25 protein-coding genes and 1 other RNA gene are annotated in these 23,963 nt (G+C 63.8%); 14 read left to right on the top strand and 12 right to left on the bottom strand.

The genetic code is table 11. The features are described 5' to 3' along the window. Window positions 1-4 precede the first annotated feature (4 nt). The 5 genes from AC8GDA_RS01695 (at window position 5) to nadB (ending at window position 4,093) form a co-directional block, all read left to right on the top strand. On the top strand, window positions 5-667 hold the full coding sequence (locus AC8GDA_RS01695) for an OmpA family protein (RefSeq protein ID WP_506556591.1): 663 nt from the start codon (window positions 5-7) through the stop codon (window positions 665-667). Between the two features lie 63 nt (window positions 668-730). Next, a complete protein-coding gene (gene ubiG, locus AC8GDA_RS01690) occupies window positions 731-1,450 on the top strand; it encodes a bifunctional 2-polyprenyl-6-hydroxyphenol methylase/3-demethylubiquinol 3-O-methyltransferase UbiG (RefSeq protein WP_506556590.1) in 720 nt (239 codons plus the stop codon). Further along, window positions 1,447-2,196: an HAD family hydrolase gene (locus tag AC8GDA_RS01685; protein ID WP_506556589.1), complete on the top strand. Its 750-nt coding sequence runs from the start codon at window positions 1,447-1,449 to the stop codon at window positions 2,194-2,196. Before ubiG ends, AC8GDA_RS01685 begins: the two co-directional genes overlap by 4 nt. 19 nt (window positions 2,197-2,215) lie before the next feature. Further along, window positions 2,216-2,390: non-coding RNA, 6S RNA (ssrS, locus tag AC8GDA_RS01680), on the top strand. 20 nt (window positions 2,391-2,410) lie between these two features. Further along, window positions 2,411-4,093: an L-aspartate oxidase gene (nadB, locus tag AC8GDA_RS01675; RefSeq protein WP_506556588.1), complete on the top strand. Its 1,683-nt coding sequence runs from the start codon at window positions 2,411-2,413 to the stop codon at window positions 4,091-4,093. Here nadB and nadC read toward each other — a convergent pair. After that, window positions 4,059-4,943: a carboxylating nicotinate-nucleotide diphosphorylase gene (gene nadC / locus AC8GDA_RS01670; protein ID WP_506556587.1), complete on the bottom strand. Its 885-nt coding sequence runs from the start codon at window positions 4,941-4,943 to the stop codon at window positions 4,059-4,061. The two genes, nadB and nadC, sit on opposite strands and share 35 nt — an antisense overlap. Window position 4,944: 1 nt before the next feature. Beyond that, window positions 4,945-6,081, bottom strand: coding sequence for a quinolinate synthase NadA (gene nadA, locus AC8GDA_RS01665; protein WP_506556586.1), 1,137 nt, complete (start codon window positions 6,079-6,081; stop codon window positions 4,945-4,947). Window positions 6,082-6,133: 52 nt separating this feature from the next. On the opposite strand from nadA, the gene acuI reads away from it, so the two are divergent. Genes acuI through ppc form a run of 3 tightly spaced genes read left to right on the top strand, consistent with a single transcriptional unit; the run spans window position 6,134 to window position 10,688 of the window. Next, window positions 6,134-7,153 carry an acrylyl-CoA reductase (NADPH) gene (gene acuI / locus AC8GDA_RS01660; protein WP_506557169.1) on the top strand — a complete coding sequence of 340 codons (1,020 nt, stop codon included), beginning with the start codon at window positions 6,134-6,136 and terminating at the stop codon, window positions 7,151-7,153. Beyond that, window positions 7,153-7,899, top strand: coding sequence for a pseudouridine synthase (locus AC8GDA_RS01655; RefSeq protein WP_506556585.1), 747 nt, complete (start codon window positions 7,153-7,155; stop codon window positions 7,897-7,899). The genes acuI and AC8GDA_RS01655 overlap by 1 nt, the downstream gene beginning before the upstream one ends. Before the next feature lie 26 nt (window positions 7,900-7,925). Beyond that, entirely contained in the window at window positions 7,926-10,688 is a 2,763-nt protein-coding gene (ppc, locus tag AC8GDA_RS01650) for a phosphoenolpyruvate carboxylase (protein ID WP_506556584.1), read from the top strand. Between the two features lie 80 nt (window positions 10,689-10,768). On the opposite strand, the gene leuE is transcribed toward ppc, so the two are convergent. Both leuE and AC8GDA_RS01640 read right to left on the bottom strand, forming a co-directional pair. Beyond that, window positions 10,769-11,428, bottom strand: a complete 660-nt coding sequence (gene leuE / locus AC8GDA_RS01645; protein WP_506556583.1) for a leucine efflux protein LeuE — start codon at window positions 11,426-11,428, stop codon at window positions 10,769-10,771. A 3-nt stretch (window positions 11,429-11,431) separates the two neighbouring features. Next, complete coding sequence (locus AC8GDA_RS01640; RefSeq protein ID WP_506556582.1) at window positions 11,432-12,307, bottom strand: DMT family transporter; 876 nt, start codon at window positions 12,305-12,307, stop codon at window positions 11,432-11,434. Window positions 12,308-12,393: 86 nt separating this feature from the next. On the opposite strand from AC8GDA_RS01640, the gene AC8GDA_RS01635 reads away from it, so the two are divergent. Then, complete coding sequence (locus tag AC8GDA_RS01635) at window positions 12,394-13,737, top strand: MFS transporter (RefSeq protein WP_506556581.1); 1,344 nt, start codon at window positions 12,394-12,396, stop codon at window positions 13,735-13,737. Continuing rightward, on the top strand, window positions 13,703-14,041 hold the full coding sequence (locus tag AC8GDA_RS01630; RefSeq protein WP_506556580.1) for a hypothetical protein: 339 nt from the start codon (window positions 13,703-13,705) through the stop codon (window positions 14,039-14,041). The genes AC8GDA_RS01635 and AC8GDA_RS01630 overlap by 35 nt, the downstream gene beginning before the upstream one ends. A gap of 6 nt (window positions 14,042-14,047) precedes the next feature. On the opposite strand, the gene AC8GDA_RS01625 is transcribed toward AC8GDA_RS01630, so the two are convergent. After that, entirely contained in the window at window positions 14,048-15,262 is a 1,215-nt protein-coding gene (locus AC8GDA_RS01625; protein WP_506557168.1) for an MFS transporter, read from the bottom strand. Between AC8GDA_RS01625 and AC8GDA_RS01620 the strand changes: the two genes are divergently transcribed. The 3 genes from AC8GDA_RS01620 to AC8GDA_RS01610 are packed head-to-tail and all read left to right on the top strand — an operon-like array spanning window position 15,261 to window position 17,727. Beyond that, on the top strand, window positions 15,261-17,126 hold the full coding sequence (locus tag AC8GDA_RS01620; RefSeq protein ID WP_506556579.1) for a SulP family inorganic anion transporter: 1,866 nt from the start codon (window positions 15,261-15,263) through the stop codon (window positions 17,124-17,126). The genes AC8GDA_RS01625 and AC8GDA_RS01620 overlap by 2 nt on opposite strands. A 36-nt stretch (window positions 17,127-17,162) precedes the next feature. Further along, the gene (locus AC8GDA_RS01615; protein ID WP_506556578.1) at window positions 17,163-17,393 is read left to right on the top strand and encodes an AbrB/MazE/SpoVT family DNA-binding domain-containing protein; all 231 of its coding nucleotides are present in this window, start codon (window positions 17,163-17,165) and stop codon (window positions 17,391-17,393) included. Beyond that, window positions 17,368-17,727, top strand: coding sequence for a type II toxin-antitoxin system PemK/MazF family toxin (locus AC8GDA_RS01610; protein WP_506556577.1), 360 nt, complete (start codon window positions 17,368-17,370; stop codon window positions 17,725-17,727). The genes AC8GDA_RS01615 and AC8GDA_RS01610 overlap by 26 nt, the downstream gene beginning before the upstream one ends. A gap of 15 nt (window positions 17,728-17,742) precedes the next feature. On the opposite strand, the gene earP is transcribed toward AC8GDA_RS01610, so the two are convergent. The 7 genes from earP to AC8GDA_RS01575 all read right to left on the bottom strand — a co-directional run bounded on the left by earP (window position 17,743) and on the right by AC8GDA_RS01575 (window position 23,342). Continuing rightward, window positions 17,743-18,948 carry an elongation factor P maturation arginine rhamnosyltransferase EarP gene (gene earP, locus AC8GDA_RS01605; protein WP_506556576.1) on the bottom strand — a complete coding sequence of 402 codons (1,206 nt, stop codon included), beginning with the start codon at window positions 18,946-18,948 and terminating at the stop codon, window positions 17,743-17,745. 27 nt (window positions 18,949-18,975) lie between these two features. Next, on the bottom strand, window positions 18,976-19,536 hold the full coding sequence (gene efp, locus AC8GDA_RS01600) for an elongation factor P (RefSeq protein WP_506556575.1): 561 nt from the start codon (window positions 19,534-19,536) through the stop codon (window positions 18,976-18,978). An 82-nt stretch (window positions 19,537-19,618) separates the two neighbouring features. Next, window positions 19,619-21,130: an Rne/Rng family ribonuclease gene (locus AC8GDA_RS01595; protein WP_506556574.1), complete on the bottom strand. Its 1,512-nt coding sequence runs from the start codon at window positions 21,128-21,130 to the stop codon at window positions 19,619-19,621. Then, window positions 21,127-22,074 (bottom strand): electron transfer flavoprotein subunit alpha/FixB family protein, encoded by a 948-nt coding sequence (locus AC8GDA_RS01590; RefSeq protein ID WP_506556573.1) that lies wholly within the window; start codon window positions 22,072-22,074, stop codon window positions 21,127-21,129. Before AC8GDA_RS01590 ends, AC8GDA_RS01595 begins: the two co-directional genes overlap by 4 nt. Beyond that, entirely contained in the window at window positions 22,075-22,848 is a 774-nt protein-coding gene (locus tag AC8GDA_RS01585) for an electron transfer flavoprotein subunit beta/FixA family protein (RefSeq protein WP_506556572.1), read from the bottom strand. Window positions 22,849-22,851: 3 nt separating this feature from the next. Continuing rightward, window positions 22,852-23,175 carry a type II toxin-antitoxin system PemK/MazF family toxin gene (locus tag AC8GDA_RS01580; protein WP_506556571.1) on the bottom strand — a complete coding sequence of 108 codons (324 nt, stop codon included), beginning with the start codon at window positions 23,173-23,175 and terminating at the stop codon, window positions 22,852-22,854. After that, a complete protein-coding gene (locus AC8GDA_RS01575) occupies window positions 23,172-23,342 on the bottom strand; it encodes an antitoxin MazE family protein (protein ID WP_506556570.1) in 171 nt (56 codons plus the stop codon). The genes AC8GDA_RS01580 and AC8GDA_RS01575 overlap by 4 nt, the downstream gene beginning before the upstream one ends. A 300-nt stretch (window positions 23,343-23,642) precedes the next feature. On the opposite strand from AC8GDA_RS01575, the gene AC8GDA_RS01570 reads away from it, so the two are divergent. Continuing rightward, window positions 23,643-23,936, top strand: coding sequence for a MarR family transcriptional regulator (locus AC8GDA_RS01570; protein WP_506556569.1), 294 nt, complete (start codon window positions 23,643-23,645; stop codon window positions 23,934-23,936). Window positions 23,937-23,963 lie beyond the last annotated feature (27 nt).

The following is a 23,963-nucleotide window of genomic DNA, read 5'->3' as shown; positions in this document are numbered from 1 at the left end:
AGACATGAAAAACACCACGCGCTCCACCCTGCTCCTGGCCCTGGCGGCCAGCCTCTCACCAAGCCTCGTGCTCGCCCAGGCACCCGCGCCGCAGCCAGGCTCGGCCTACTGGCGAGACTCTGGTGGTGTGATCGTGCGCGACGGCAGCGGCCAGTGCGTGCGTGCTGGCTTCTTCACCCCCGCACTGGCCACCCCCGATTGCGAGCCCAGCCTGGCGGCCAAGTCGGCTGCGAGCCCTGCGCCGGCATCGGCCACGGCCGGTGCCATGCCGGCTGGCCAGACCATTCCAGAGGTCATTCCCGCGCCACAGAAGGTCACCTTCAAGGCCGACAGCTTCTTTGGCTTCGACCAGGCCATGCTCAATTCCGCCGGTCAACAGGCCCTGCGTGCATTGCTGGCCAACGCCAAAGACATCACCATCGAGCAAATTTTGGTGGAAGGCCACACCGATTCCATCGGGCCGCGTGCCTACAACCAGGCCCTCTCCGAGCGTCGTGCGCAGTCGGTGAAGGCCTTCCTTCAAAAAGAGGGTGTAGCCCCAAACCTCATCAAGACCGAGGGCCATGGTGAGCTGCAGCCCGTGGCCAGCAATGCCACGGCCGAAGGCCGCGCGCAGAACCGCCGTGTGGCCGTGGAAGTCATCGGCAGCCGCATTGCCAAGCGTTAAACCAACCACCATCACCCAGCCCCGCGCCAGAACATCGGCGCGGCTTGTGGGCCACACCACCTCATGAACCAGAACGTCGACCCCGCCGAGCTCGAGAAATTCAGCGCGCTCGCAAGCCGCTGGTGGGACCCCACCAGCGAGTTCCGGCCGCTGCACGAGATCAACCCGCTGCGCCTGGAGTGGATTGATGGCATGGCCCCCGTGGCCGGCAAGACGGTGATTGATGTGGGCTGCGGCGGCGGCATTCTTGCCGAGGCCATGGCCCGCAAGGGTGCCAACGTCACGGGCATCGACCTTGCCGAGAAATCCATTCGGGTGGCGCAACTCCATGGCCGTGAATCGGGCGTGCCCGTGGACTATCGCATCGTGTCCACCGAGGCCATGGCCCAAGAAGCCCCCGAGCAATTCGACCTCGTGACCTGCATGGAGATGCTCGAGCATGTGCCGGACCCACACGCCGTGGTGCAGGCCTGCGCGCAACTGGCCAAGCCCGGCGGCACGCTGGTGTTTTCCACCATCAACCGCAACCCCAAGAGCTGGCTTTTTGCCATTGTGGGTGCGGAGTATGTGCTGCGCCTGCTGCCCAAGGGCACTCACAGCTACGACAAGTTCATCAAGCCCGCAGAACTCGCACGCTCGGCTCGTGATGCCGGCCTCGAGGTGATCGAACTCGTGGGCATGACCTACAACCCGCTCACCAAGGTCTATGCCCTCTCCACCGACACCGATGTGAACTACATCCTCGCCTGTCGCAAGCCCATGGCCCAGGCCCGGGCCGCATGACCCCGCAAGGCCTCACCAACCCCGACCTGCAGATCGCCGACTGGCCACTGCCAAAGCCGCGTGCAGATTGGCGCGAGCGCTGGCTCGCCCAGCCTCGGCGCGGCGTGCTCTTTGACCTCGATGGCACCCTGCTCGACACGGCAGCCGACCTGGGCGGCGTGGCCAATCGCCTGCGTGAAGATGCTGGCCTGCCCGCGCTGCCCATCTCCGACCTGCGGCCCTATGCCTCCAAAGGTGCGCGCGGCATGATTCAAAAGGCGCTGGGCATCGAGTGGAACGACGAGCGCTTCGAGGCCCTGCGCAATCGCTTCTTGGACATCTACCAAGAAGACTTGAGCCGCCACACCACCTTCATGGAGGGCCTCGAGGCTGTGGTCGAAGACCTCGAGCAGCGCCACATTCCCTGGGGCATTGTCACCAACAAGTTCGAGCGCTTCACAAACCCGCTCGTGTCGGCCCTTGGCCTTCACACCCGCGTGGCCGTGTGCGTGAGTGGCGACACCACCCCGCATGCCAAGCCCCACCCCGAACCGCTTCGCCATGCCTGCAAGGCCATGGGCCTGCCCGCCGAAGGGGTGATCTATGTGGGCGACGACTTCCGCGACATCCAGAGCGGCTTCAATGCCGGCTGCTACAACATCGCGGCGGCCTTTGGCTTTTGCTCGAGCGACCGACCCGTGGACGAATGGGGTGCCGATGCCGTGGCGCCAACCGGACACAGCCTGATGGACTTGTTGCGCGACTGAGCCCAGAGGCCTATGCTCAAAGCGCCTGTGGTGCGGAGGCCTCATATTCCTCTGAACCAATGTGTACCCAAAGGGCATGGAAATTGCCGGGTGGGCGTGATCGTCCCACCGTCGGATGAACCCGAAGCCCGGCTGACCGCGCCCACCTGAACCGCCCGGTTCGGGGTCGGAGCCTTCGCATCCACGGGCAACCCCTCCTCCTCTGCGCGCATCCATGTCCTCCAGCCCACACGCCCCTTCGAGCACCACGCCCTATTCCCCGCCGCAGCCGGGCGACCGCCTGCCGCTGCTCATCGTGGGCTCAGGCCTCGCGGGCCTCACGGTGGCGCTCGAACTGGCAGACCAGCAGCCCGTGGTCATTCTCGCCAAGCGCAGCCTGGCCGAGTCGGCCACCGCCTGGGCCCAGGGCGGCATCGTGGGCGTGCTCGATGAGAAGGACGACATCCAGGCGCATGTGAACGACACGCTCGATGCTGGCGCAGGCCTGGTGGTCGAGCCCGTGGCACGCCACATTGCCGAGCACAGTGCCCAGGCCATCCGGTGGCTGCAGGCCCACGGCGTGCCCTTCACCACCGACCCCACCGGCCCTGAAGGCCTGCACCTCGTAAAGGAAGGCGGCCACAGCCATCGGCGCATTGCGCATGCGGCCGATGCCACCGGCAAGGCCATCCATGAGGTGCTGCTCGACAAAGCCCGCGCCCACCCAAACATCCGACTGCTCGAAGGCTGGATGGCCATCGACCTCATCACGCGCAGGCACCTGGCCCACCGCAGGGTCGGCCCGCCCAAGCCTGCGAAGGCCTGCTACGGCCTCTATGCCTTAAACCTCGAGACCGGCCATGTGGAGGCCATGCCCGCAGCCGGCGTGGTGCTGGCCACGGGCGGGGTGGGCAAGGTCTACCGCTACACGAGCAACCCCGAAACGGCCACCGGTGATGGCGTGGCCATGGCTTGGCGCGCGGGCTGTCGCATTGCCAACATGGAATTCATTCAGTTCCACCCCACCTGCCTCTACCACCCGCAAGACCGCAGCTTCCTCATCACCGAGGCCCTGCGCGGTGAAGGTGCCACCCTGGAGTTGCCCGACGGCACCCGCTTCATGCCCCAGCACGATGCCCGCGCCGAACTTGCCCCGCGCGACATCGTGGCCCGTGCGATCGACTTCGAAATGAAGCGCCACGGCCTGGACTACGTGCACCTCAATGCGACCAAGCTTGGTGAGGCCTTCCTCAAAGAACACTTCCCGAACATTCATGCGCGGTGCGCAGCACTCGGCATCGACATCGCCACCCAGCCCATCCCGGTGGTGCCTGCGGCCCACTACACCTGCGGCGGCGTGGTCACCGACCTCGATGGTCAGACCGACCTGCCCGGCCTCTACGCCGTGGGCGAATCCGGCTACACCGGCCTGCATGGGGCCAACCGGCTGGCCAGCAACTCACTGCTCGAGTGCGTGGTCGTGGGCCAGAATGCCGCCCAGGCCATTCTTCGCGCAGACCCCATCGACAACCAGCCCGTGCTCGCCTGGGATGAATCCCAGGTGGAGGATGCCGACGAGGCCGTGGTCATCTCCCACAACTGGGATGAACTGCGCCTGCTCATGTGGAACTACGTGGGCATTGTGCGCACCAACCGCCGGCTCGAGCGCGCCCTGCACCGCATTGAACTTTTGAAAGACGAGGTGCAGGAGTACTACGCGAACTTCCGTGTCTCACGCGATCTGTTGGAGCTGCGCAACCTGCTTGAGTGCGCCGAGCTCATCGTGCGCTCAGCCCTCATGCGCAAGGAGAGCCGCGGCCTGCATTACAGCCGCGATTACCCAAAGACCTGGCCCGTAGCCTACCCCACCATCCTCACGCCCATCAAAGGACGCGAAGGGAGTAGTCGACCGCTTTAATATCCTTGGTGAGCCGGCCCACCGAGATGCGGTCCACGCCGGTGGCGGCCACGGCCCGAAGGCCATAGAGGTCCAGCCCACCCGAGGCCTCCAGCTGTGCTCGGGGCCGACCCGTGCGCTGCGCCACCTCGGCCGCCAAGGCCACCGCCGCGCGCATGTCGTCCAGGCTGAAGTTGTCGACCAGCACCTGCTCCGCGCCCGCCATCAAGGCCGTCTCGCACTCGTCAAGGTTCTCCACCTCCACCTGAATCGGCACGCCCGCATCCAGCCCGCGTGCAGCAGCGACCGCCTGCGCAATGCCACCGGCCGCCGCAATGTGGTTCTCTTTGATCAAGATGCCCGCCCACAGCGCCATGCGCTGGTTGTGGCCACCGCCCACACGCACGGCATACTTCTGTGCCTGACGCAGGCCGGGCAGGGTCTTGCGCGTGTCGAGCACTTGGCATCCCTGTGGGTTGGGGCTGGCCCCCCGAATCGCTGCCACATGGGCACGCGTGGTCGTGGCCGTGGCCGAGAGGGTCTGCAGAAAATTGAGCGCGGGTCTCTCGGCCGTGAGCAGTGCGCGGGCCTTGGCCTGGATGCGACAGACCACGGCATCGGCCGGCATGTCATCGCCCTCCTCGAAGGCCCAGTGCACTTGTGCATCGGCATCGAGTGCGAGCAGGCAGCCCTCGAACCAGTCGCAGCCGCAGAGCACGGCAGGCTCTCGCACCACCAACTGCGCGGTGACAGGACGATCCGGCACGAGCTGGGCGGTGTGGTCGCGCAGGCCCATGTCTTCGCGCAGGGCATCCAGAATATTTCGGGCCCGGGCGGCCTCCAGGCCCTCGTTGTCGTCGAAGGCCAGCATGTCAGGCTGCGCCGATGTTCTTCACAAAACCGTGCTGCGCCTTGGCAAGCTTGTCGGGATGGGCCGCCGTGAAATCCAGCATGCGGGTGATGCAGGTCGAGGCCTTCACGCCCAGGGCTGGATCCACCTGCACCTCGTAAGGGTTGGCGCGCGCGGCATCCATCTCAAAAGACAAACAGGCCTTCAGGCCCACCAGGCCGTTCATCGCCATCCATGGGCAATGCGCACAGCTCTTGCAGGTGGCACTGTTGCCCGCCGTGGGCGCCTCGATCAGGGTCTTGCCCGGAGCGAGTTGGCGCATGCGGTGGAGAATGCCTTGGTCGGTGGCCACAATGTATTCCTGGGCCACGCCCTCGACCACCGCCTTGATCATGCCGCTCGTGGAGCCCACCACATCGGCCAGTTCAATCACCGAGGCCGGCGACTCCGGGTGCACCAGCACCATGGCCTGCGGATGCTTGGCCTTCAAGGACGCAAGCTCGGCTGCCTTGAACTCATCGTGAACAATGCAATGGCCTTCCCAGAGCAGCATGTCGGCGCCCGTCTGGTCTGCAATGTAGCGGCCCAGGTGCCGGTCCGGTGCAAAGAGAATGCGCTCACCGCGCTGGTGGAGTTCGTGCACGATGGCCAGCGCACAGCCACTGGTTACCATCCAATCGGCACGGGCCTTCACCGCCGCACTGGTGTTGGCATAGACCACCACCGTGTGATCGGGGTGGGCATCGCAAAAGCGGGTGAAGTCATCCACGGGACAGCCAAGGTCCAGTGAGCAGGTGGCCTCGAGGTCGGGCATGAGCACGGTCTTCTCGGGCGAGAGAATTTTTGCGGTTTCGCCCATGAACCGAACGCCCGCCACCACCAGGGTGCTGGCCGCATGGTTGCGGCCAAAGCGGGCCATCTCGAGCGAGTCGGCCACAAAGCCGCCCGTCTCCCAGGCCAGGTCTTGCAGCAACGGGTCCACATAGTAGTGCGCCACCAAGACCGCATTACGGGCCTTCAGCAGTGATTTGATCTCCTCGACCAGGGGCGCACGCGCCTCGGCAGCCACTGGGTCGGGCACACGGGCCCAGGCCTGCGCCGTGCAGACACTGCCTGCGGCATCCGGGCGTGGGAAGTCGAAGGAAACGCGTGTGTTCATTGGCTTATTCTACGGGGTGTCCCCCGTGCACCCTCCCATGAAAGCACCCACCATGTTCAATGCCATCTTGTTGGAAAAGCCCCCCGCCGAATCGAGCAACGCCCAGGCCACCCTGGCCTCGGTGCAGTCTCTTTCTTCCGAGCAACTTCCCCAGACCGGCGAGGGCGATGTGCATGTGCAGGTGGCCTACTCCACCATCAATTTCAAAGACGGCCTGGCCATCACCGGCGGGGCGGGCCGCGCCGCCGTGGTGCGCCAGTTCCCCATGGTGCCGGGCATCGACTTTGCCGGCCGCGTGATCCACAGCGACGACCCGCACTTCAAGGCCGGCGATGAGGTCATTCTGAACGGCTGGGGCGTGGGCGAGCAGCACTGGGGTGGCCTGGCCCAAGAGGCCCGCGTGAAGGGGGACTGGCTCATTCACAAGCCCGCAGGGCTCTCGGCCCGCCAGGCCATGGCCGTGGGCACAGCCGGCTACACCGCCATGCTCTGCGTGCAGGCACTCTTGAAGCACGGCCTCGAACCGTCGCAGGGCGAGGTGCTGGTCACCGGTGCAGCCGGCGGCTTGGGCAGCGTGGCCGTGGCCCTCCTCAAAGCCTTGGGGTTCTCTGTTGTGGCCTCCACCGGCCGCGCCACCGAGACCGACTACCTCATGGGCCTGGGTGCGGCCCGCGTGATCGATCGGGCGAGCCTGTCTGCCCCCGGCAAGCCCCTGCAAAAAGAACAATGGGCCGGCGTGGTCGACAGCGTGGGCAGCCACACGCTGGCCAATGCCTGCGCGGCCACCAAAAGCTTTGGTGCGGTCACGGCCTGTGGCCTGGCCCAAGGCATGGACTTCCCCGCCACCGTGGCGCCCTTCATCCTTCGAGGCGTCACGCTCTATGGCATCAATAGCGTGACGCAGCCGCGTGCTGCACGCGATGCGGCCTGGGCCGACCTCGCACGGCTGCTCTCGCCCGCGGCACTCGATGCCATGACCACCGAGATTGGCCTGGCCGAGGCCATTCCCATGGCCAGCCGAATCCTTGATGGCCAGGTGCGTGGCCGATTGGTGGTGGATGTGAACCGCTGATGTCCGAGGACGGCCGCGTTCGCGTCTCCAAGCTGCTCGCCGAGCGCGGCATCTGTTCACGCCGAGAGGCCGACCAATACATTGAACAAGGCCTTGTGCTGCTCGATGGCCAGCCGGTCACCGAGCTCGGCACCCGGGCCCACCCCAGTCAGACGGTCTCTTTGGCCAAGGGCGCGCAGCTCCAGCAGGCCCAGCGCCTCACGGTCTTACTGAACAAGCCCATTGGCTATGTCTCGCATGCCGATGACGACGGCCAGTACCCGCCCGCGGTGAGCCTGATCACGCCCGACCGCGAGTGGGTAGACCCCAAGGCCCCACCCCGCAGGCCCGCACCGTTCTCCACCCGAGGCCTTGCACCCGCGGGCCGATTGGACATCGATTCCACCGGCCTGCTCGTGCTCACACAAGATGGCCGCATCGCCCGCGTGCTCATCGGAGAAGACTCCGCCATTGAGAAGGAATACCTCGTGCGAGTGGAGGGCAGCCTCGATGCCAAGGGCCTCGCCCTCCTGCAACACGGCCTCAAGCTCGATGACAAACCCTTAAAGCCTGCCAAAGTGTCCTGGCAGAACGAGCAGCAGCTGCGCTTTGTCTTGCGCGAAGGCAAGAAGCGACAGATTCGTCGCATGTGCGAGCTCGTGGGCCTGAAGGTGGTGGGCCTGAAACGCATTCGCATGGGCCGCATTGCGCTGGGCCCACTGCCCATGGGCCACTGGCGACGGCTTGGCCCCCACGAAGTTTTTTAATGTCGCGACCAACCAAGGAATCACGCATGCGCACCACCGACCTCACCCTGCGAGACGACATTCGATTCCTCGGCCGCCTGCTGGGCGACACCCTGCGCGAGCAAGAAGGCGAGAAGACCTTCGCCCTGGTGGAAGAGGTCCGCCAGCTGAGCGTGGCCTTCCGGCGGCATGCCGATGCCAAGGCCGGCCAACGGCTCAACCGACTGTTGAACCGCCTGAGCGCCGAAGAGGCCGTGCTCGTGATTCGGGCCTTCAGTTATTTTTCGCACCTGGCCAACATCGCCGAGGACCAGGCCCGGCTGCGCGAGGCGCATGCACTGGCCGATGAAGCGCAGGCCGCTCAGTCACCCAGCACACTCGCCCACAGCCTGTCTCAGTTCAAGCAGGCGGGCATTCGCAAGCCTGCCCTGCTGGCCGTGCTCAAGCAGGCGCTGGTCTCGCCGGTGCTCACGGCCCACCCCACCGAGGTGCAGCGCAAGAGCGTGATGGATGCCGAGCGCCGCATTGCGGAGCTGCTCGCGCAACGGCATCGGCACCAATCCCTGGGGCAGGCCGCCGAGCTTCCAGCGAACGAGCGCGCCCTGCGGGCCCGTATCGCCCAGCTCTGGCAGACCCGGGTGCTGCGCACCAGCAAGCTCACCGTGGCCGATGAAATCGAGAACGCACTCTCCTTCTACCGCTCCACCTTCCTGCGCCAGATTCCGGCCATCATGGGAGAGCTCGCCGAGCGGCTCGATGAGGCCAAGCTGCCCGCCTTTTTGCGCATGGGCAATTGGATTGGTGGCGACCGCGATGGCAACCCCAATGTCTCGGCCCAGACGCTGGAGGAATCCGTGCGCAAGCATGCTGAGGTGGCGCTGCGGTACTACCTGACCGAGGTGCACCTGCTCGGCACCGAGCTCTCGGTCTCACGCCTGCTCAGGGGCACCACCCCGGCCCTCGAAGCACTCGCCCAGGCCGCCCACGATGCCAACCCGCACCGGCAGGATGAGCCGTATCGGCAGGCCTTGGTGGGCCTTTATGCTCGCCTGGCCGCCACGCTCACGCGGCTCACGGGCACCCAGGCCCTGCGGCATGCCCTGCCCCCTTCGGAGCCCTATGCGAGTGCCGATGACTTCCTTGCGGACCTGCGCACACTCGAGGCCGCCCTGATTCGCAACAAGGGGGCGCGCCTGGCCGATGAGCGGCTGCGGCCCCTGATGCGCGCGGTGCAGGCCTTCGGATTTCACCTAGCCACCATCGACCTTCGCCAGAGCTCAGACGTGCACGAAGAGACCGTGGCCGAACTCCTGCAGACCGCAGGCCTGTGCACGGACTACGCACAGCGCCCCGAGCACGAGCGCCAGAGCCTGCTGCTCGAGGTGCTTGCAGACCCCCGTGGCCTTCGCGTGCCGCGTGCCACCTACAGCGAGCGCACCCAACGAGAGCTCGCCATCTTTGAGAAGGCGCGCGATGTTCGAGATGCCCTTGGGCCCGATGCCATTCGCCACTGCATCATCAGCCACACCGAAACGGTGAGCGACCTGCTTGAGGTGCTGGTACTGCAGAAGGAAGTGGGCCTGCTCGCGGGCACGCTGCGCAATGGCCGGCTCGGCCTCATCGTGGTGCCGCTCTTCGAGACCATTGCCGACCTGGAAGAATCTGAGCCCATCATGCGGGCCTTTTACGAGCTGCCCGGCATCGAGGCGCTCATGCGGCGCTCGGGTGGTGAGCAGGAGGTCATGCTCGGCTACTCCGACAGCAACAAAGACGGCGGTGTCTTCACGAGCAGCTGGTCGCTCTACCGCGCAAGCCAGCGGCTTGTCTCACTCTTTGCCGACAAGCGTGGCTTGTCTCTCAGGCTCTTTCATGGCCGCGGTGGCACCGTGGGCCGCGGCGGCGGGCCCAGCTATGCAGCCATATTGGCCCAGGCCCCGGGCACGGTGGCAGGCCAACTGCGGCTCACCGAACAGGGCGAGATCATCACCAGCAAGTACGCCGAGCCCACCGTGGGCCGGCGCAACCTCGAGACCCTGGTGGCCGCCACACTGGAGGCAAGCCTCCTGCAGTCGAGTGCCACCGTGCCCGAGCCTTGGCTGGCCGCGGCCGAGATGCTCTCGCGCGAGAGCCAGAGGGCCTACCGGGCCATGGTCTATGAGACCCCTGGCTTTGCAGAATTCTTCTTTGAGGCCACGCCGATCAGCGAGATTGCCGCACTCAACATTGGCTCTCGGCCTGCAGCCCGGCCGGGTGCACCAGGCAAGCGTTCCATCGAGAGCCTGCGCGCCATTCCCTGGGGCTTCTCCTGGGGCCAGAGCCGCGTGAACCTGCCGGGCTGGTATGGCCTGGGCCAGGCCATTGATGCCTTCTTAAATCAAGACGCGAGCCCCAAGGCCATGCGCGCCAACCGCAGCCTGCTCATCGAGATGGCCAACGAATGGCCGTTCTTCCAGACCCTGCTCTCGAATGTGGACATGGTGCTCGCCAAGGTGGACCTTCACCTGGCCCGCCGGTATGCGAGCCTGGTCTCAGACCAGCGCCTGGCCCAACGCATCTCCAAGGCCATCGAGGCCGAACATGCCCGCACCGAGCGCGCGCTCAACCTGCTCACCGGCACGCGCGAGCGGCTCTCCAAAGATCCAGTGCTTGCAGACTCCATTCGGCACCGCTTCCCGTACATCGACCCACTCAACCACCTGCAGGTGGAACTCATTCGCAGGCACCGCGCAGGCGAGAGTGATGCCCGCACCCAGCGAGGCATTCACATCTCAATCAACGGGATTGCGGCGGGGCTGCGGAACACCGGATGACCTGAGCCGGAGCCCGAGGCCCGGCCTGGCCTCAGCCGAAGGGTGTTGCCCGCAGCGCAGGGTCATCCCAAGTGGAACTCTCAGCCCAGCAGTATGGAGATCGCAAAGCCCAGGAAGCACAGGCTCACCACGACAATGCCCACCGCGGCCCATCGCGGGTGCGCCCCGAATGCGCCCTGAAGCTTAAGGCCTGCGTAGATGAGTAGCGCCAGGTAGGAGAGGCTCACCACCTGCACCACCACGCCCAGCGTGAGGTAGGCGATCGCCGCCGATGGTGCATCGGCCCGCACGAACTGGGTGAAGAAGGCAATGAAAAAGAGAATGGCCTTGGGGTTGGTGAGCGAGAGGCCGAGCGCCTTCCAGAAGGGGGCGGAGCGTTCTGCATCGGGCTGCGTCCACTCCACCGAAGACGTGTCCTCGCCTGGAACCTTCCAGCGCTGCATGCCATCCCGCAACAACTGCAGTCCAATCCATCCGAGGAAGATCGCCCCCAACGCCTTCATCAACGTGAATGCCGTGGGAAAGAGCGTCATCATCGAGGCTGCACCGGCGGCAGTGGCCGCCATCAGAATGGTGTCGCCGGTGAAGATGCCCCAGGCCGCGCGCCAGCCGGCCCGCTCGCCCAGCCTGGCCGAGGCCGTGATCACATAGAGCGAGTTCGGTCCCGGCAGCACCACGATGATGATCGTGCCAATCAAAAACTCCCAGAAGGAGTGAATGCCGAGATCGATGAAAGGCACGGCCTACCGCCCTCTGCGCAGGCTTGCCCAGACCGCGGCCGAGACAATCATTAGCCCACCCACCCACTCGGCCATGCTCAACTGCTTGCCGAGCACCAAGGCCGCCGACACTGCGGCAAACACAATCTCCGAGAGCATGATGAGTGCCGTGACCTGCGTGGGCAGGCGTGAGCCGCCGTACTGCAAACTGAAATTGGCCAGGCCCAAGAAGAGCGCCACCAGAGGCACCAGTGCCCAGGCCGCCATGCTGGCCTCCCAGGGCGGCATGAGCGAGGGCAAGGACCCCTCCCCACCCAGCACGAACTGATGCACCAGCGCCAACACCAGAAGCACCATCAAGGGCACCAGGCCGGAGCCCATGAACATGGTGAGCGTGCGCTCGGCCTGCGTGGCGGCCTCAAAGCGTCTCAGGTAGACATTGGCCAATCCAAAGAACAAGCCACCAGCCAGGGCCAAACAGTCTGCCACCCAGACCAATTCACCCTGCTGTGGGGCGAGCACGTGGGCATTGACCGCCACTTCGCCTGCGACAGGCCCCACCTGGACCGGCCAGGCCAGCACCACCGCCGCACCCGCCAAGGCCCAGACCAGCCGGGCCATGCCCTCGGCCGAGAGGCGCTCGTTGAGCATGATGCGCGCAAAGAGCGCAGCCCACAGCGGCATCAGGTAGAACAGCAGCACCACCCGCACCACATCGCCCAGGGCCAGCGCCCAGTTGAAGCAGGTGTTGGTGAGGCCATAAAACAGGCCCATCATCCACAGGGGGTGTGGCCGCAGCAGTCGCGAGAGCACCGCTGGCTGAAAGAGCCCGAGCACCGCGGTGGAGAGCAGGTAGCCAATGGCCGTGGCCCAGAGGATCGAGAGACCCTGGGATTCCATCCACTTATAGGGAATCCAGGAGAGCCCCCACACCAAGGCGTTGAAGACTAAGGCAAGATGCGGGAGATTTTTCAAGGCGGAGTCCGATGTCCAAACCCAATGATGCCAGCCCCAACGGCATGAACCCCGAGGCCATGGCGCCCTCCTCAAACATGACGCGCCCGCTTTGGCTGCTGCTCATCTGCGGCTGCCTCATTGGGCTGCTCGCCTTTGGCATTCGCTCAAGCTTCGGCCTCTTCGTGGACCCCGTCTCCAAGCCAGACCTGCCCGGCAGTTTTGGATTTGGCCGCGAGGCCTTTGCATTCGCGCTGGCCCTTCAGAACCTGGCCTGGGGCATTGGCCAGCCCATTGCTGGTGCCCTGGCCGACCGTTACGGCCCATGGCGGGTGCTCGCGGGCGGCGGCGTGCTCTTTGCTGTGGGCCTCGTGCTCATGACCGTGTCGTCCGATGTAACCTCCTTTAGCCTCAGCACAGGCATCCTCATTGGGCTGGGCATGAGTGGGGCAGGTCACAACATTGTGCTGGCCGCATTCGGACAGCTCATGCCACCCGAGCGACGTGCCTGGGCCATGGGCCTGTGCATCGCCACGGCAAGCCTGGGTCAGTTCCTCGTGGTGCCACTTGGCCAAGGGTTCATCGAGGCCTATGGCTGGAGCACGGCCGTGCTCATCATGGCCGTGGCCATGGCCACCACCCCGGCCCTGGCACTCGCCTTGCGGGCCAAGAAGAAAAAGGTTGCACAGGTCGCCGCCGGCGAGGGCACGCCATCCAACGCGCCATCCAGCCCACCCACGACCACCACATCCACCGCCCACAGCCTGCGCGATGCCATCACCCAGGCCTTCGGCCACAACAGCTACTGGCTGCTCATGGCGGGCTTCTTTGTCTGCGGCTTTCATGTGGCCTTCGTGAGCGTGCACCTGCCGCCCTACTTGAACGACATGGGCTTGTCCGCCCAGGTGGCGAGCTGGTCTCTCGCGCTCATTGGCCTTTTCAATGTGGTGGGGGGCTATGCGAGTGGCAGCCTGAGCACCCGAATTTCTCGACGCATGCTGCTTGTCTGGATCTACCTGTCTCGGGCCGTGCTCTTCAGTCTCTTTCTGTTGCTGCCCATCTCCACCACCTCGGCCCTATTGTTTGGTGCTGGCATGGGCCTGCTCTGGCTCTCCACCGTCACGCCCACCGTGCAGTTGGTCGGCGTGATGTTCGGTAACCGTTACCTCTCCACCCTCTTCGGCTTCGTGTTTCTATCTCACCAGGTGGGCGCCTTCGTGGGCGTGTGGCTGGGCGGTGTGCTCTACACCGCCACGGGCTCCTACAACATCGTGTGGTGGGTCAGTGTGGCACTCTCACTGGCTGCGGCGCTGGTGCACCTGCCCATTGCAGAACGACTCTATGTGGCCACGCCAGCCCCATCTCCAAGCCATTAGCTTTTTGCTGGCCGTGGGCATGGTGCTTGCGGCCATCTGGCTTGTTGTGCAGTCCGATCGAGACGAGCCGCTGCCCACCTTGGTCTGGGCCGGGGAGGTCTCCGATGCGCAGATGCTCGCACAGGCGCCCTGGATTCTGAATCGCCTTGCCCCCGGATGGTGGTGGCTTGAGACCACACCAACGCAGCGCGCCGAGCTCCGTGCCCAAGGCATTTCCCTTGCCGTGGCGCTGCCCACGCCGCTCTTCCGAATGGCCGGGTGCACCTCGAACATGCCGCGAGAGGTTGAGGGGTTACAGCCTTAAAGCACGCTAACCAGGCTGACCCTCGCCTCTGAAGAGCCGCCGCTCCGCAAAGACATAGCCCAAGCAGCCCGCGCCAATCGCCAAGAAGGCCGCCGCCCACGCCATGGGCACCTGCGCACCACCGGAGAGATCCAGCGCCAGCCCAAAGATGGCCGGGCCCACCGCCGCAAGCCCAAAGCCCACCAAGGAATAAAGCCCCATGGCGGCACCTTTCACCGCCGCGGGGGCACTGCCCACGAACCCCGCCGTGAGCGTGGCCGAATCCGCCATGATCAAACACGAGTAAATGCTCATGAGCACGACCACCATCCACCACGGGCCCTGGGCCAGCAAGGCCATGGCCACCCCCACCAAACTGCCAGAGGCCATCACCCAGAGAATCCAACGGCGCCGGCCCATGCGAAGGGCAAACTCGTTGCCCAGAATGGAGGCCGGTGTGGAGATCAGATTCACGAAGGCCGCCACTGCTGCAGCCGACCAAGGCGAGGCACCGGAGCCCACCCCAAATGCAAACACCAAGAAGGCGACCGTCCACGCGCGCGAGCCAAACAACTCCAAGCAGTGCACCCCATAGCCGATGGTGTAGCCCCTTACAGCTGGGCTCTGCCAGGCCACCTTCCACGCCGGCACTGGAAAAATCATCATGGCCCACCGCCAAGCCCAGTGCGGCCCTGCACTCGAGAGTGCTAGGTTCTCGATGGCTTCCTCTGGAGGCTTGCACGGCTGGGTGACCATCCACATGAGTGCCCAGGCAGCCATTGGGCCCAGGGCCGCAAGCCCGAAGGACCATCGCCAATCGAGTGCATCCACGGCCCAGCCCGAGAGCCACAAGGACGCCGCTGCACCCACACCAAAGAAGGCGGTGTAGAAAGACACAAATCGGCTCTGCCGCGCACCTGGCTCGAACTGATCCGACAAAATCCGCAGGCCAGGCATGTAGGTGGCGGCCACCCCGGCACCGAGCAAGAACTGCCAGAAGAATCCAGATACAAAGCCCGAAGCAAAGAGTGCAAAGCCCAGGCTGCCGGCTGCGGCCAGGGCCGAGCCCACGGCATAAATCTCGCGAGGGTCTCGCCGATCGGTGAGTGCGTTCCACATCGAAACCAGGCTCATGTAGCCAATGAAAAACGCACTGGCCACCAGCCCAGACTCGGTGTTTGAGAGTTGCCATAAAGCCTGTAACTCCACCAGGCTCACGGCATAGCTGGAAAAGCCCAACATGGACAAGACGTGGGCGGCGAGTATGCTGGTGGCTGTGCGCACACGCGATCATGGCATGGCAGCCATCACCCGGTCACTGAGCAAGTCCCTGAGCAGGACATTCGGCTGGCTGCCCTTTCAGCCTCACTGGCGACCCCACTTTCGCCCCAAGCTTTTGGATCACCTGGCGGACTACAACCGCCAGACCTTTGTGGCGGATGCCTCGGCCGGCCTTACCGTGGCCTTCGTGGCCCTGCCCCTGGCGCTGGCCTTTGCCATCGCATCGGGCCTGCCACCAGAGACGGGGCTCATCACCGCCATCATCGCGGGCTTTCTCATCTCAGCGCTCGGCGGCTCCTCGGTTCAGATCGGCGGGCCTGCGGGCGCGTTCATCGTGGTGGTCTACGCCATCGTGGAGCGCTATGGCATTCCGAACCTGCTCATTGCCACGGCCTGTGCGGGTTTGCTCATGATCCTCATGGGACTGCTGCGCATGGGCAACCTCATTCGGCTCGTGCCCATCTCGGTGGTGATGGGCTTTACCAGTGGCATTGCCGTGCTCATCGCCCTCTCGCAGATCAAGGCCTTCTTGGGCCTTGACGGCCCTGCACTGCCTGCGGAGTTCTTTTCCAAAATGCAGGCGTTGGCGCAGGCCCTGCCCACGGCAGACCCGCTCACCTTTGGCCTTGGGCTCGCTTGCCTGGCGGTGATTCTGCTGTGGCCCAAGAGCTACAACCCACAGCCCACCATGGTGGGGCGCATCGTCTCTCGCCTGCCCGGCACGCTCATGGCCATTGTGGGCAGCACGCTGCTGGTGGCCGTGTTGGGCCTGCCGGTAGAAACCGTGGGCAGTGCCTTTGGTGAGATTCCGAGGGGCCTGCCCGCGCCCAGCCTGCCGGACTTCAACTGGAGCACCGTGCAGTTTCTGTTTGCGCCGATTCTCACCATTGCATTGCTCGGTGCGGTGGAGTCATTGCTCTGCGCCCGTGTTGCCGACGGCCTGGCCAAAGAGCGGCACGACCCGAACCAAGAACTCATGGCCCAAGGCGCAGCCAACATCGTGAGCCCCCTTTTCGGTGGCTTTTGCGCCACGGGCACGGTGGCCCGAACCGTGACCAACATTCGGTCGGGTGCGAAGACGCCCGTCTCGGGCATGGTGCATGCCCTGGTCTTGCTCGCCATTGTGCTGGGGGCCGCACCACTGGCCGAGCAGATTCCGCTCGTAGCCCTTGCGGCCGTGGCGCTCGTGGTGGCCTACAACATGGGCGAGTGGCGCGCCTTCAAAGAAATGAAGGCTTACAGCCTCGCCTATCGGGCCACGCTGTTGTCCACCTTCGTACTCACCATCGTGGTGGATATCACCGTGGCCGTGGAAGTGGGCCTGGTGATGGCCTGTGCAGTCTTCATTTATCGGATGTCCCAGATCACACGGGTGGAGGTGGTGGACAGGACGGAGCTTGAGCGCCTCGGGGTGCTGGAGGTAGAGGAAGCGAGCGTCGGTGACGCCAGCGTCGGCGAAGCGCCTGCGCACAGCGGGCAAGGCAAAAGCCTAGATGGCATCGAAGTTCGCCGCCTCACGGGTGTGCTCTTTTTCGGGGCGGTGAGCCGGCTCGAGCACCTGCTTGATCCAAAGCTGCCGCTCGAACCCATTCAGGTCTTCGACCTCTCAAGCCTGCTGTCGGTGGACAGCTCTGGCCTGGATGCCCTGAAGCATTTGGATGCCCATCTCGCTGGGCGTGGAGTGACCATGCGACTCGCCTGCGTGCGGCCTGAGGTGTTGGCCACCATGACCCGCCTGGGCTTTGCGCAGTCGTTTGGCCAGCAACGGATGTTCGAGACGCTGGCGGCGGGGGTTGCGCAACACGTAGCAATCAGTAATGGGTAATGCTAGTATTACCTATTATCTATTGGAGCGCTTGTCATGCAAACACCCGTCAGCAAACTAACCCGAAAGTATCAGGCCACCATCCCGGAGCCCGTGCGTCGTTCGCTAGGCCTCGAGGCCGGTGACTCCATCGCCTTTGACATTGAGGCCGGTGGTATTCACCTGCGAAAGGCTGGTCCCATCGATCTTGTCTTTGCCGCTGCCCTGGAAGGGACCTTGAGCGAGTGGTCTTCTCGAGAGGATGACGAGGCCTATCGTGACCTTTGATGTATTTGATGTCGTGGTGGTGCCTTTCCCGTTTACGGAACGCACGAGTTCAAAGAGGCGTCCTGCTCTGGTCATCTCAAATCCGAGCGTGTTCGGTCTGGAGGCAGGTCACTCGGTGCTCGCCATGATTACCAGTGCGAAAAAGTCCGATTGGCCATTGGATACACCGATACAAGACTTAGCTTGCGCAGGGCTGTCGTCAACTTCTGTGGTTCGCATGAAGTTGTTTACCCTGGACAACCAGTTGGTGATTCGGAGGGCAGGGCTCTTGTCTGACCGGGATCGCTTCGCGGTGAGGGAGAACCTAGAGCGTCTTTTGGACTTGCACAGATAACGCCCAAAGCGGTGCCTAAACCCTCTCTAACAGCTGAATCAACCGATCCTCCAGCGACAGCCGTTGGGCGAGCCGCTGACAAGAGGCTTGAAGTGCCCGCCGCATCTCCCCCCAGCCTTGCAAAAGGCGCTGCCAGGCAGCACCTACATCTTCAACCCCCAACGAAGCCTCGCCAGCCAGCCCATTGAAGGCGAGATGGAAATCTCGCAGAGCTGCAAGCGCATCGCCTGGCAGCACCTGGTTCATCCAGCCGACCAACTTGTCGCGGTGTGCGGCATCAGCCTGCCGATAGGGCTGCCAGACAAAGGGCACCGCCCGAGTGCTCGCAGCCGCCCAATGGGCTCGCACAAAGGAATCCTCGCCGCGAACGAAGTTGAAGTCAGCCGCACAGAGCTGCATGTCGAATTCATCTTGGCTGCAATCCAAACCCGTGGGGCGATGGATGTGAAAGTCAGCAAACCCTGGTGGCAACCCGTGTTCAGCAACGGCCGCCTCCAGTGCACTCCAAGGGGCGTCGTCGTAGCCGAAGCCAAGAAACCTAAAGGTAGAAGTGGCAACACCAATATGCTCGGCCCGCAACGCCCGGGACTTACCCGCGGCACCACCAACCCGATTCCCCCGCAAAGGCCACACAGCACCAGGTGCTCCTACGTCATCACCCTCCGCCACGCCCCCCGCTCCATCCTCCGCCCCACGAAACTCCAACACCCGCCGAAACTGCCCCGGCTCCCCCACTACCAACCCCTGCCCAAAACTCGGTGCCATCCACACCCGCTGGGCCGCTGGGCCAGAACCGCCAAGCCGTGGCCCGCCCTTGGTGTTCAAGGCACGGTTGATCGCGTGGTCGGGCGCAAGCAAATCCTGCGTGGCATCAGCCCAAGGCTCGGTGGCCAGGTAATCCAGAAGCACGCGCCTCGGCCGCGCACCCAACGAAGCCGCACGCTCCAGGTCCATCCGAAACTCGAATGGAGCCTCGTGCTGGAAAGCTTCAATGAGGAGGTCTGGCACAGCGCGCGCCTCCAGGGCGGTGAGGCCTTCGGTCACACGCAAATTCGCAGGAAGGGTCGGCGACATCTTGGCAATCAGCGCCGGCTGATCGATGACCAATTGCACCCGGCACTGCCGAGCCGCCAAGCCCTTCGCAAGCCGCAGGCACACGCCGGCATCGCCATAGTGGTCCACCACATGGCAGACGATGAGCACAGAAAAGGCGCTGGGCATCGGCGTGGACCCCAGGCCTTGCTGGGCCTACTTCACCCGGTTGCGGTACTCACCGGTTCGAGTGTCCACCTCGACCTTGTCTCCGATGTCCACAAAGGCGGGCACGGAGATCTCGAAGTTGGTGGGCGCAATGCGGGCGGGCTTCATGACCTTGCCGGAGGTGTCGCCCTTCACGGCAGGCTCGGTGTAGGCCACCTCGCGCACCACGCTCGTGGGCATCTCCACAGAAATCGCGCGGCCGTCGTAGAAGACCACCTCGCAGGCCATGCCGTCTTCCAGGTAGTTCAAGGCGTCGCCCATGCTGTCGGCCTCCACCTCAAACTGGTTGTATTCCGCATCCATGAAGACATACATCGGGTCTGCGAAGTACGAGTAGGTGACCTCTTTGCGGTCGAGCACCAGCACCTCGAACTTCTCGTCGGCCTTGAAGACCTGCTCGGAGCCCGAGCCCGTGAGCAGATTCTTATATTTCATTTTCACCACGGCGGCGTTGCGGCCGGACTTGTTGTACTCGGCCTTGAGCACAACCTGGGGCTGGCCATCAAGCATGAATACGTTGCCGAGGCGGAGTTCTTGAGCGATTTTCATGATTCAAAAAGTGAAGGTTCGAGGAAGTCCGCTAGTTTAACTGGACTCGCGCCGCCACCGACCCAGCGCGATGCCACGTGCGCTAGAGCAGCGCGATGTCATACCCACCCGGCGGAATCTCCCCCTCCACCGAGAGCGTGATCGGCTTGCCGATCTCATCAATCAGGGCATTCAAGAAACCGGCCTCTTCCTCCAGGAATCGTTCGATCACCTCGGGGTTGGCCATCACGCGGAACTCCCGCGGCTGAAACTGCTTGGCCATGCGGGCAATCTCTCGAAGAATCTCGTAGCAGATGGTCTGCGCGGTCTTGATGCGGCCCTGCCCCTCACAGGTGGGGCAGGTCTGGCTGAGCTGCTGGGCCAAGGAATCGCGCGTGCGCTTGCGGGTGAGTTCCACCAGCCCCAGGGATGTAAACCCGCTGATGCGCACCTTGGTACGGTCTTGCTCCAGGGCGTGGCCCAGTTCCTGCTGCACCTGCTCGCGGTGGGCCTCATCAGCCATGTCAATGAAGTCCACCAGAATGATGCCGCCCAGGTTGCGCAGCCGCAGCTGCCGGGCAATGGCCTGGGCCGCCTCTAAATTTGTTTTGAAGATGGTCTCGGAAAAACTGCGCCCACTCACATAGCCACCCGTGTTCACATCAATCGTGGTCATGGCCTCGGTCTGGTCGATGATCAGGTAGCCACCGCTCTTAAGGTCCACGCGACGCTTCAAGGCGGCCGCAATCTCTTGCTCAATGTTGTGGAGTTCAAAGAGAGGCCGATCGCCCGTGAAGTTCTCCAGGCGCGGCATCACGCTTGGCATGTACTGCTTTGCGAACACACGCAGGCCATCGATGCGGTAGGGGTCGTCCACCAGCACGCGGGTGGTGCGGTCGCCCACCCAGTCGCGCAGCACCCGTTGGGCCAGATTCAACTCCCGGTACAAGACCGACCCCGGTGCAGCCTCGCGGCTGTCGTTCCGAATTTCTTCCCAGCGCTGGCGCAGGTAGGCGATGTCGTTGGCCAAGGCCTCATCGGAGGCATCCTCAGCCTGGGTGCGCGCAATGAAACTGCCCTCTTCATCCGCGGGCACCAGGGCCAGGAGCCTTGCCTTCAGGATGTCCCGCGCTGCTGGGTCTTCAATTTTCTGGCTGATCCCGATGCGAGGCTCTGCGCTTGAGGGGTCTGGCCGAGTGTCGAAAGGCAGGTACACCAAGTAACGGCCCGCAATCGAGAGCTGGGTGGAGAGCCGCGCCCCCTTGCTGCCCAGCGGGTCCTTCATCACCTGCACCAACAACTGCTGGCCCTCGTAGAGCACCCGCTCAATGGGCCGTGGGGTCTCCAAGGCCTCGCCGTCTTGCAGCTTGGCCTGCCAGACATCGGCCACATGCAAAAAACCGGTTCGAGCAAATCCCGCATCAATGAAGGCCGCCTGCATGCCCGGCAGCACCCGGCTCACGCGGCCCATCACGATGTTGCCCACATGGCCGCGCTGTGAGCTGCGCTCCACCTCGATCTCTTGCACCACCCCTTGAATGAGCCGCACGGCGCGCGCCTCAAAGGGCGTGGCCTGCAGGAAGATCTCCTCGGTGAGCACGGGCGGGGTGGTCACGGCAGTTGCCGCGTGAGTTCTGGAACGGCTTCGAAGAGGTCCGCCACCAGGCCGTAATCTGCCACCTGGAAGATGGGCGCGTCTGGATCTTTGTTGATGGCCACAATCACCTTCGAGCCCTTCATGCCAGCCAGGTGCTGAACCGCACCCGACATACCCACTGCAATGTAGAGCTGCGGGGCCACCACCTTGCCGGTCTGGCCCACCTGACAGTCGTTGGGCGCATAGCCCGCATCCACTGCGGCACGCGAAGCACCCAGCGCTGCGCCTAATTTGTCTGCCAGCGGCATGAGCAAGGCCTGGTATTGCTCGGCTGAGCCCAGGCCCCGGCCCCCTGAGACCACCACCTTGGCCGAGCCGAGCTCTGGCCGGTCACGCAGGGCCTTGTCTTGAGACACGAATCGAGACTGCGTGGATGCCGCCACACAGTCCACGGGTACCACGGGTGCCGCGCCATCCACGCGATTAGCCACCGGCTCAAAGCTCGTGGGCCGCACGGTGAGCAACCGAATGGCGTCTGTGGTCTGCACCGTGGCCACCACATTGCCCGCATAAATGGGCCGCTCGAAGGTGTCGGGTGTCAGCACGACGGTGACATCCGAGACCATGCCCACGTCCAAGAGCGCCGCCACGCGCGGCAAAACATTTTTGCCCTGGCTCGAGGCCGCGGCCACCACCGCGCTGTAGCCACCTGCCTTCATGGCTGCGAGCACCTGGTCTGCCAGTGGCTCGGCAAGGCCATGCGCATGTGCGGACCCCTCTGCAAACAGTACCTGGGTCACGCCATCCAAGGCCGCAGCCGCCTGCGCCGTAGGCTCACTGCCCGAGCCGCCGGCCACGAGCACCACCACGGGCCCACCCAATTGGCTGGCGGCGGCCACCACTGCACCCAGGCTGGGCGCCAACTGCTGATCGTCGAGTTCTGCCAGAACCAGTGTGCTCATTTAAATGACCTTCGCCTCGTCGCGCAGCTTCTCCACCAGCGCGGAGACGGTCTCCACCTTCACGCCTGAGGGGCGAACGGGTGGGTCTGAGACCTTGAGCATCTTCACGCGAGGCGCCACCGACACACCGAGTTCAGAGGCCTGTAGTTGTTCAATCTCTTTTTTCTTGGCCTTCATGATGTTGGGCAGGGTCACATAGCGGGGCTCGTTCAAGCGCAGGTCTGCCGTGACCACCGCGGGCAGGCAGACCGCCACCGTCTGCAGCCCACCGTCCACCTCACGGGTCACATGCGCCTCACGCTGACCGTCTGTGCCCACCACCTCGAGCTTGGATGCAAAGGTGGCCTGCGGAAAGCCGCACAGGGCCGCGAGCATCTGGCCCGTCTGATTGGCGTCATCGTCAATGGCCTGTTTGCCCATGACGACCAAGTCCGGCTTCTCGCGGGCCACCACGGCCGCCAGAAGCTTGGCCACCGCCAGGGGTTCCAAACTCGCTGCCTCGGGCTCATCGAGCACCACCAGCACCGCACGATCAGCCCCCATGGCCATGGCCGTGCGCAGCACGTCTTGACTCACCGTGGTGCCGCAGCTCACGGCCACCACCTCGGTGGCCACACCCGATTCCTTGAGCCGAACCGCCTCCTCCACCGCAATTTCATCGAAGGGGTTCATGCTCATTTTCACGTTGGCAATGTCCACATCCGAGCCGTCGGGCTTGACCCGAACCTTCACGTTGTAGTCCACCACGCGCTTCACGGTGACCAGAATTTTCATGTCTTAGGTAAGCCCCAATACAACCAGCATGCATCGGTCCACTTGTCGCAACCGAGCATCGTCAATTTTTCCAAATGGCTTGGTGACTTTGGCCCGGGGCACCGCCGTTAACTTATCCGCCATCACCTGTGAGAGAACCTTCAGCCCGTTTAATGGGGAGGGCTCGATGGTCACCCGAAACTGCGCGTTGCGCAATTCGCTGGTGACCGGCGCAACAATCACACTCTCGAGCTCCGCGAGAAAATTTGTTTGAACCACCAGTGCTGGCCGGGGTTTTCCGAAGTCCCCTTGGAGCGCCACGGTGACAAGGTCACCCCGCTGAATCATTTCCAGTCAAGGATCTCTGAAGCGGCCTGCTCCGTGAACTCGAGCATCTCGGTCTCGAGCGCGTCCTGTTTCAGCGCTAAACACTGCTGCCGAATTTCGGCTGCGAACTCCGGCCGACGGGTATCTGGCACCCAGAACTGGATCGGCCGCAGGCCGGCCTCTCGCATCCGAGCTCTTGAGCGACTGACGTTGTTTAAAACTCTCTGCGAAGTGGGCATTGGGAACCTCAAAGTCAATTCATGATTTTTAACATGTTACCGAAAATGCCCCTTTAATGCCCATCCACTCGGCCAAAGCGGGCCCTCCAAAACACCTTTTATGTAAATGGTTTTTTGCAGCAAAAAATACTCTCTCTCAAATTAACTACTTGATTTAGTTAGATAGCTTTTACCCCCCCCCCCCCCATCCGGGAAAACCCTTACAACGCGTAAAGACTTCCTGACGCGTCATGTTTTCTTATCGTTCATGTGTTCACCTCCAAGTCATCACTCACGGTTGCACTTTTCCTTGCCAAAGCCTCGGAGCGCGGTGGCTTGGATCGCCTCTCCATTGCAGACCTCTCAAAACAGATAGGCCTGTCTCGCCCAACGCTACACATGGTGCTGTCCAGCTTTCAGTCTCGAGGGCTGCTGGAACTCGAACAGGACAGCAGCGACAAGCGCTTCAAGCACATTGTTTTGGCCCCGGAGTTCTTTGACGCAGCCAAGGCTGAACTCGCCGCCTTCCTCACAAATCAACAGAACGGATCAAGCAAGGGATGAGCCCTCCAGATAACGCCTATGACGACG

Source organism: Hahnella aquatica (SeqCode) (assembly GCF_965194505.1).
Classification (GTDB): Bacteria; Pseudomonadota; Gammaproteobacteria; order Burkholderiales; family Burkholderiaceae_A; genus Hahnella; species Hahnella aquatica.
The sequence above is the reverse complement of the archived record's forward strand: the minus strand, read 5'-3'. Positions and strand labels throughout refer to the sequence as shown.

Bases quoted from the DNA above. Each gene is read 5' to 3' on its own strand.
- AC8GDA_RS01695 (WP_506556591.1), top strand. From the start codon at position 5: ATGAAAAACACCACGCGCTCCACCCTGCTCCTGGCCCTGGCGGCCAGC.
- ubiG (WP_506556590.1), top strand. From the start codon at position 731: ATGAACCAGAACGTCGACCCCGCCGAGCTCGAGAAATTCAGCGCGCTC.
- AC8GDA_RS01685 (WP_506556589.1), top strand. From the start codon at position 1,447: ATGACCCCGCAAGGCCTCACCAACCCCGACCTGCAGATCGCCGACTGG.
- nadB (WP_506556588.1), top strand. From the start codon at position 2,411: ATGTCCTCCAGCCCACACGCCCCTTCGAGCACCACGCCCTATTCCCCG.
- nadC (WP_506556587.1), bottom strand. From the start codon at position 4,943: ATGCTGGCCTTCGACGACAACGAGGGCCTGGAGGCCGCCCGGGCCCGA.
- nadA (WP_506556586.1), bottom strand. From the start codon at position 6,081: ATGAACACACGCGTTTCCTTCGACTTCCCACGCCCGGATGCCGCAGGC.
- acuI (WP_506557169.1), top strand. From the start codon at position 6,134: ATGTTCAATGCCATCTTGTTGGAAAAGCCCCCCGCCGAATCGAGCAAC.
- AC8GDA_RS01655 (WP_506556585.1), top strand. From the start codon at position 7,153: ATGTCCGAGGACGGCCGCGTTCGCGTCTCCAAGCTGCTCGCCGAGCGC.
- ppc (WP_506556584.1), top strand. From the start codon at position 7,926: ATGCGCACCACCGACCTCACCCTGCGAGACGACATTCGATTCCTCGGC.
- AC8GDA_RS01640 (WP_506556582.1), bottom strand. From the start codon at position 12,307: ATGGAATCCCAGGGTCTCTCGATCCTCTGGGCCACGGCCATTGGCTAC.
- AC8GDA_RS01635 (WP_506556581.1), top strand. From the start codon at position 12,394: ATGTCCAAACCCAATGATGCCAGCCCCAACGGCATGAACCCCGAGGCC.
- AC8GDA_RS01630 (WP_506556580.1), top strand. From the start codon at position 13,703: ATGTGGCCACGCCAGCCCCATCTCCAAGCCATTAGCTTTTTGCTGGCC.
- AC8GDA_RS01620 (WP_506556579.1), top strand. From the start codon at position 15,261: ATGGACAAGACGTGGGCGGCGAGTATGCTGGTGGCTGTGCGCACACGC.
- AC8GDA_RS01625 (WP_506557168.1), bottom strand. From the start codon at position 15,262: ATGTTGGGCTTTTCCAGCTATGCCGTGAGCCTGGTGGAGTTACAGGCT.
- AC8GDA_RS01615 (WP_506556578.1), top strand. From the start codon at position 17,163: ATGCAAACACCCGTCAGCAAACTAACCCGAAAGTATCAGGCCACCATC.
- AC8GDA_RS01610 (WP_506556577.1), top strand. From the start codon at position 17,368: ATGACGAGGCCTATCGTGACCTTTGATGTATTTGATGTCGTGGTGGTG.
- earP (WP_506556576.1), bottom strand. From the start codon at position 18,948: ATGCCCAGCGCCTTTTCTGTGCTCATCGTCTGCCATGTGGTGGACCAC.
- efp (WP_506556575.1), bottom strand. From the start codon at position 19,536: ATGAAAATCGCTCAAGAACTCCGCCTCGGCAACGTATTCATGCTTGAT.
- AC8GDA_RS01590 (WP_506556573.1), bottom strand. From the start codon at position 22,074: ATGAGCACACTGGTTCTGGCAGAACTCGACGATCAGCAGTTGGCGCCC.
- AC8GDA_RS01585 (WP_506556572.1), bottom strand. From the start codon at position 22,848: ATGAAAATTCTGGTCACCGTGAAGCGCGTGGTGGACTACAACGTGAAG.
- AC8GDA_RS01580 (WP_506556571.1), bottom strand. From the start codon at position 23,175: ATGATTCAGCGGGGTGACCTTGTCACCGTGGCGCTCCAAGGGGACTTC.
- AC8GDA_RS01575 (WP_506556570.1), bottom strand. From the start codon at position 23,342: ATGCGAGAGGCCGGCCTGCGGCCGATCCAGTTCTGGGTGCCAGATACC.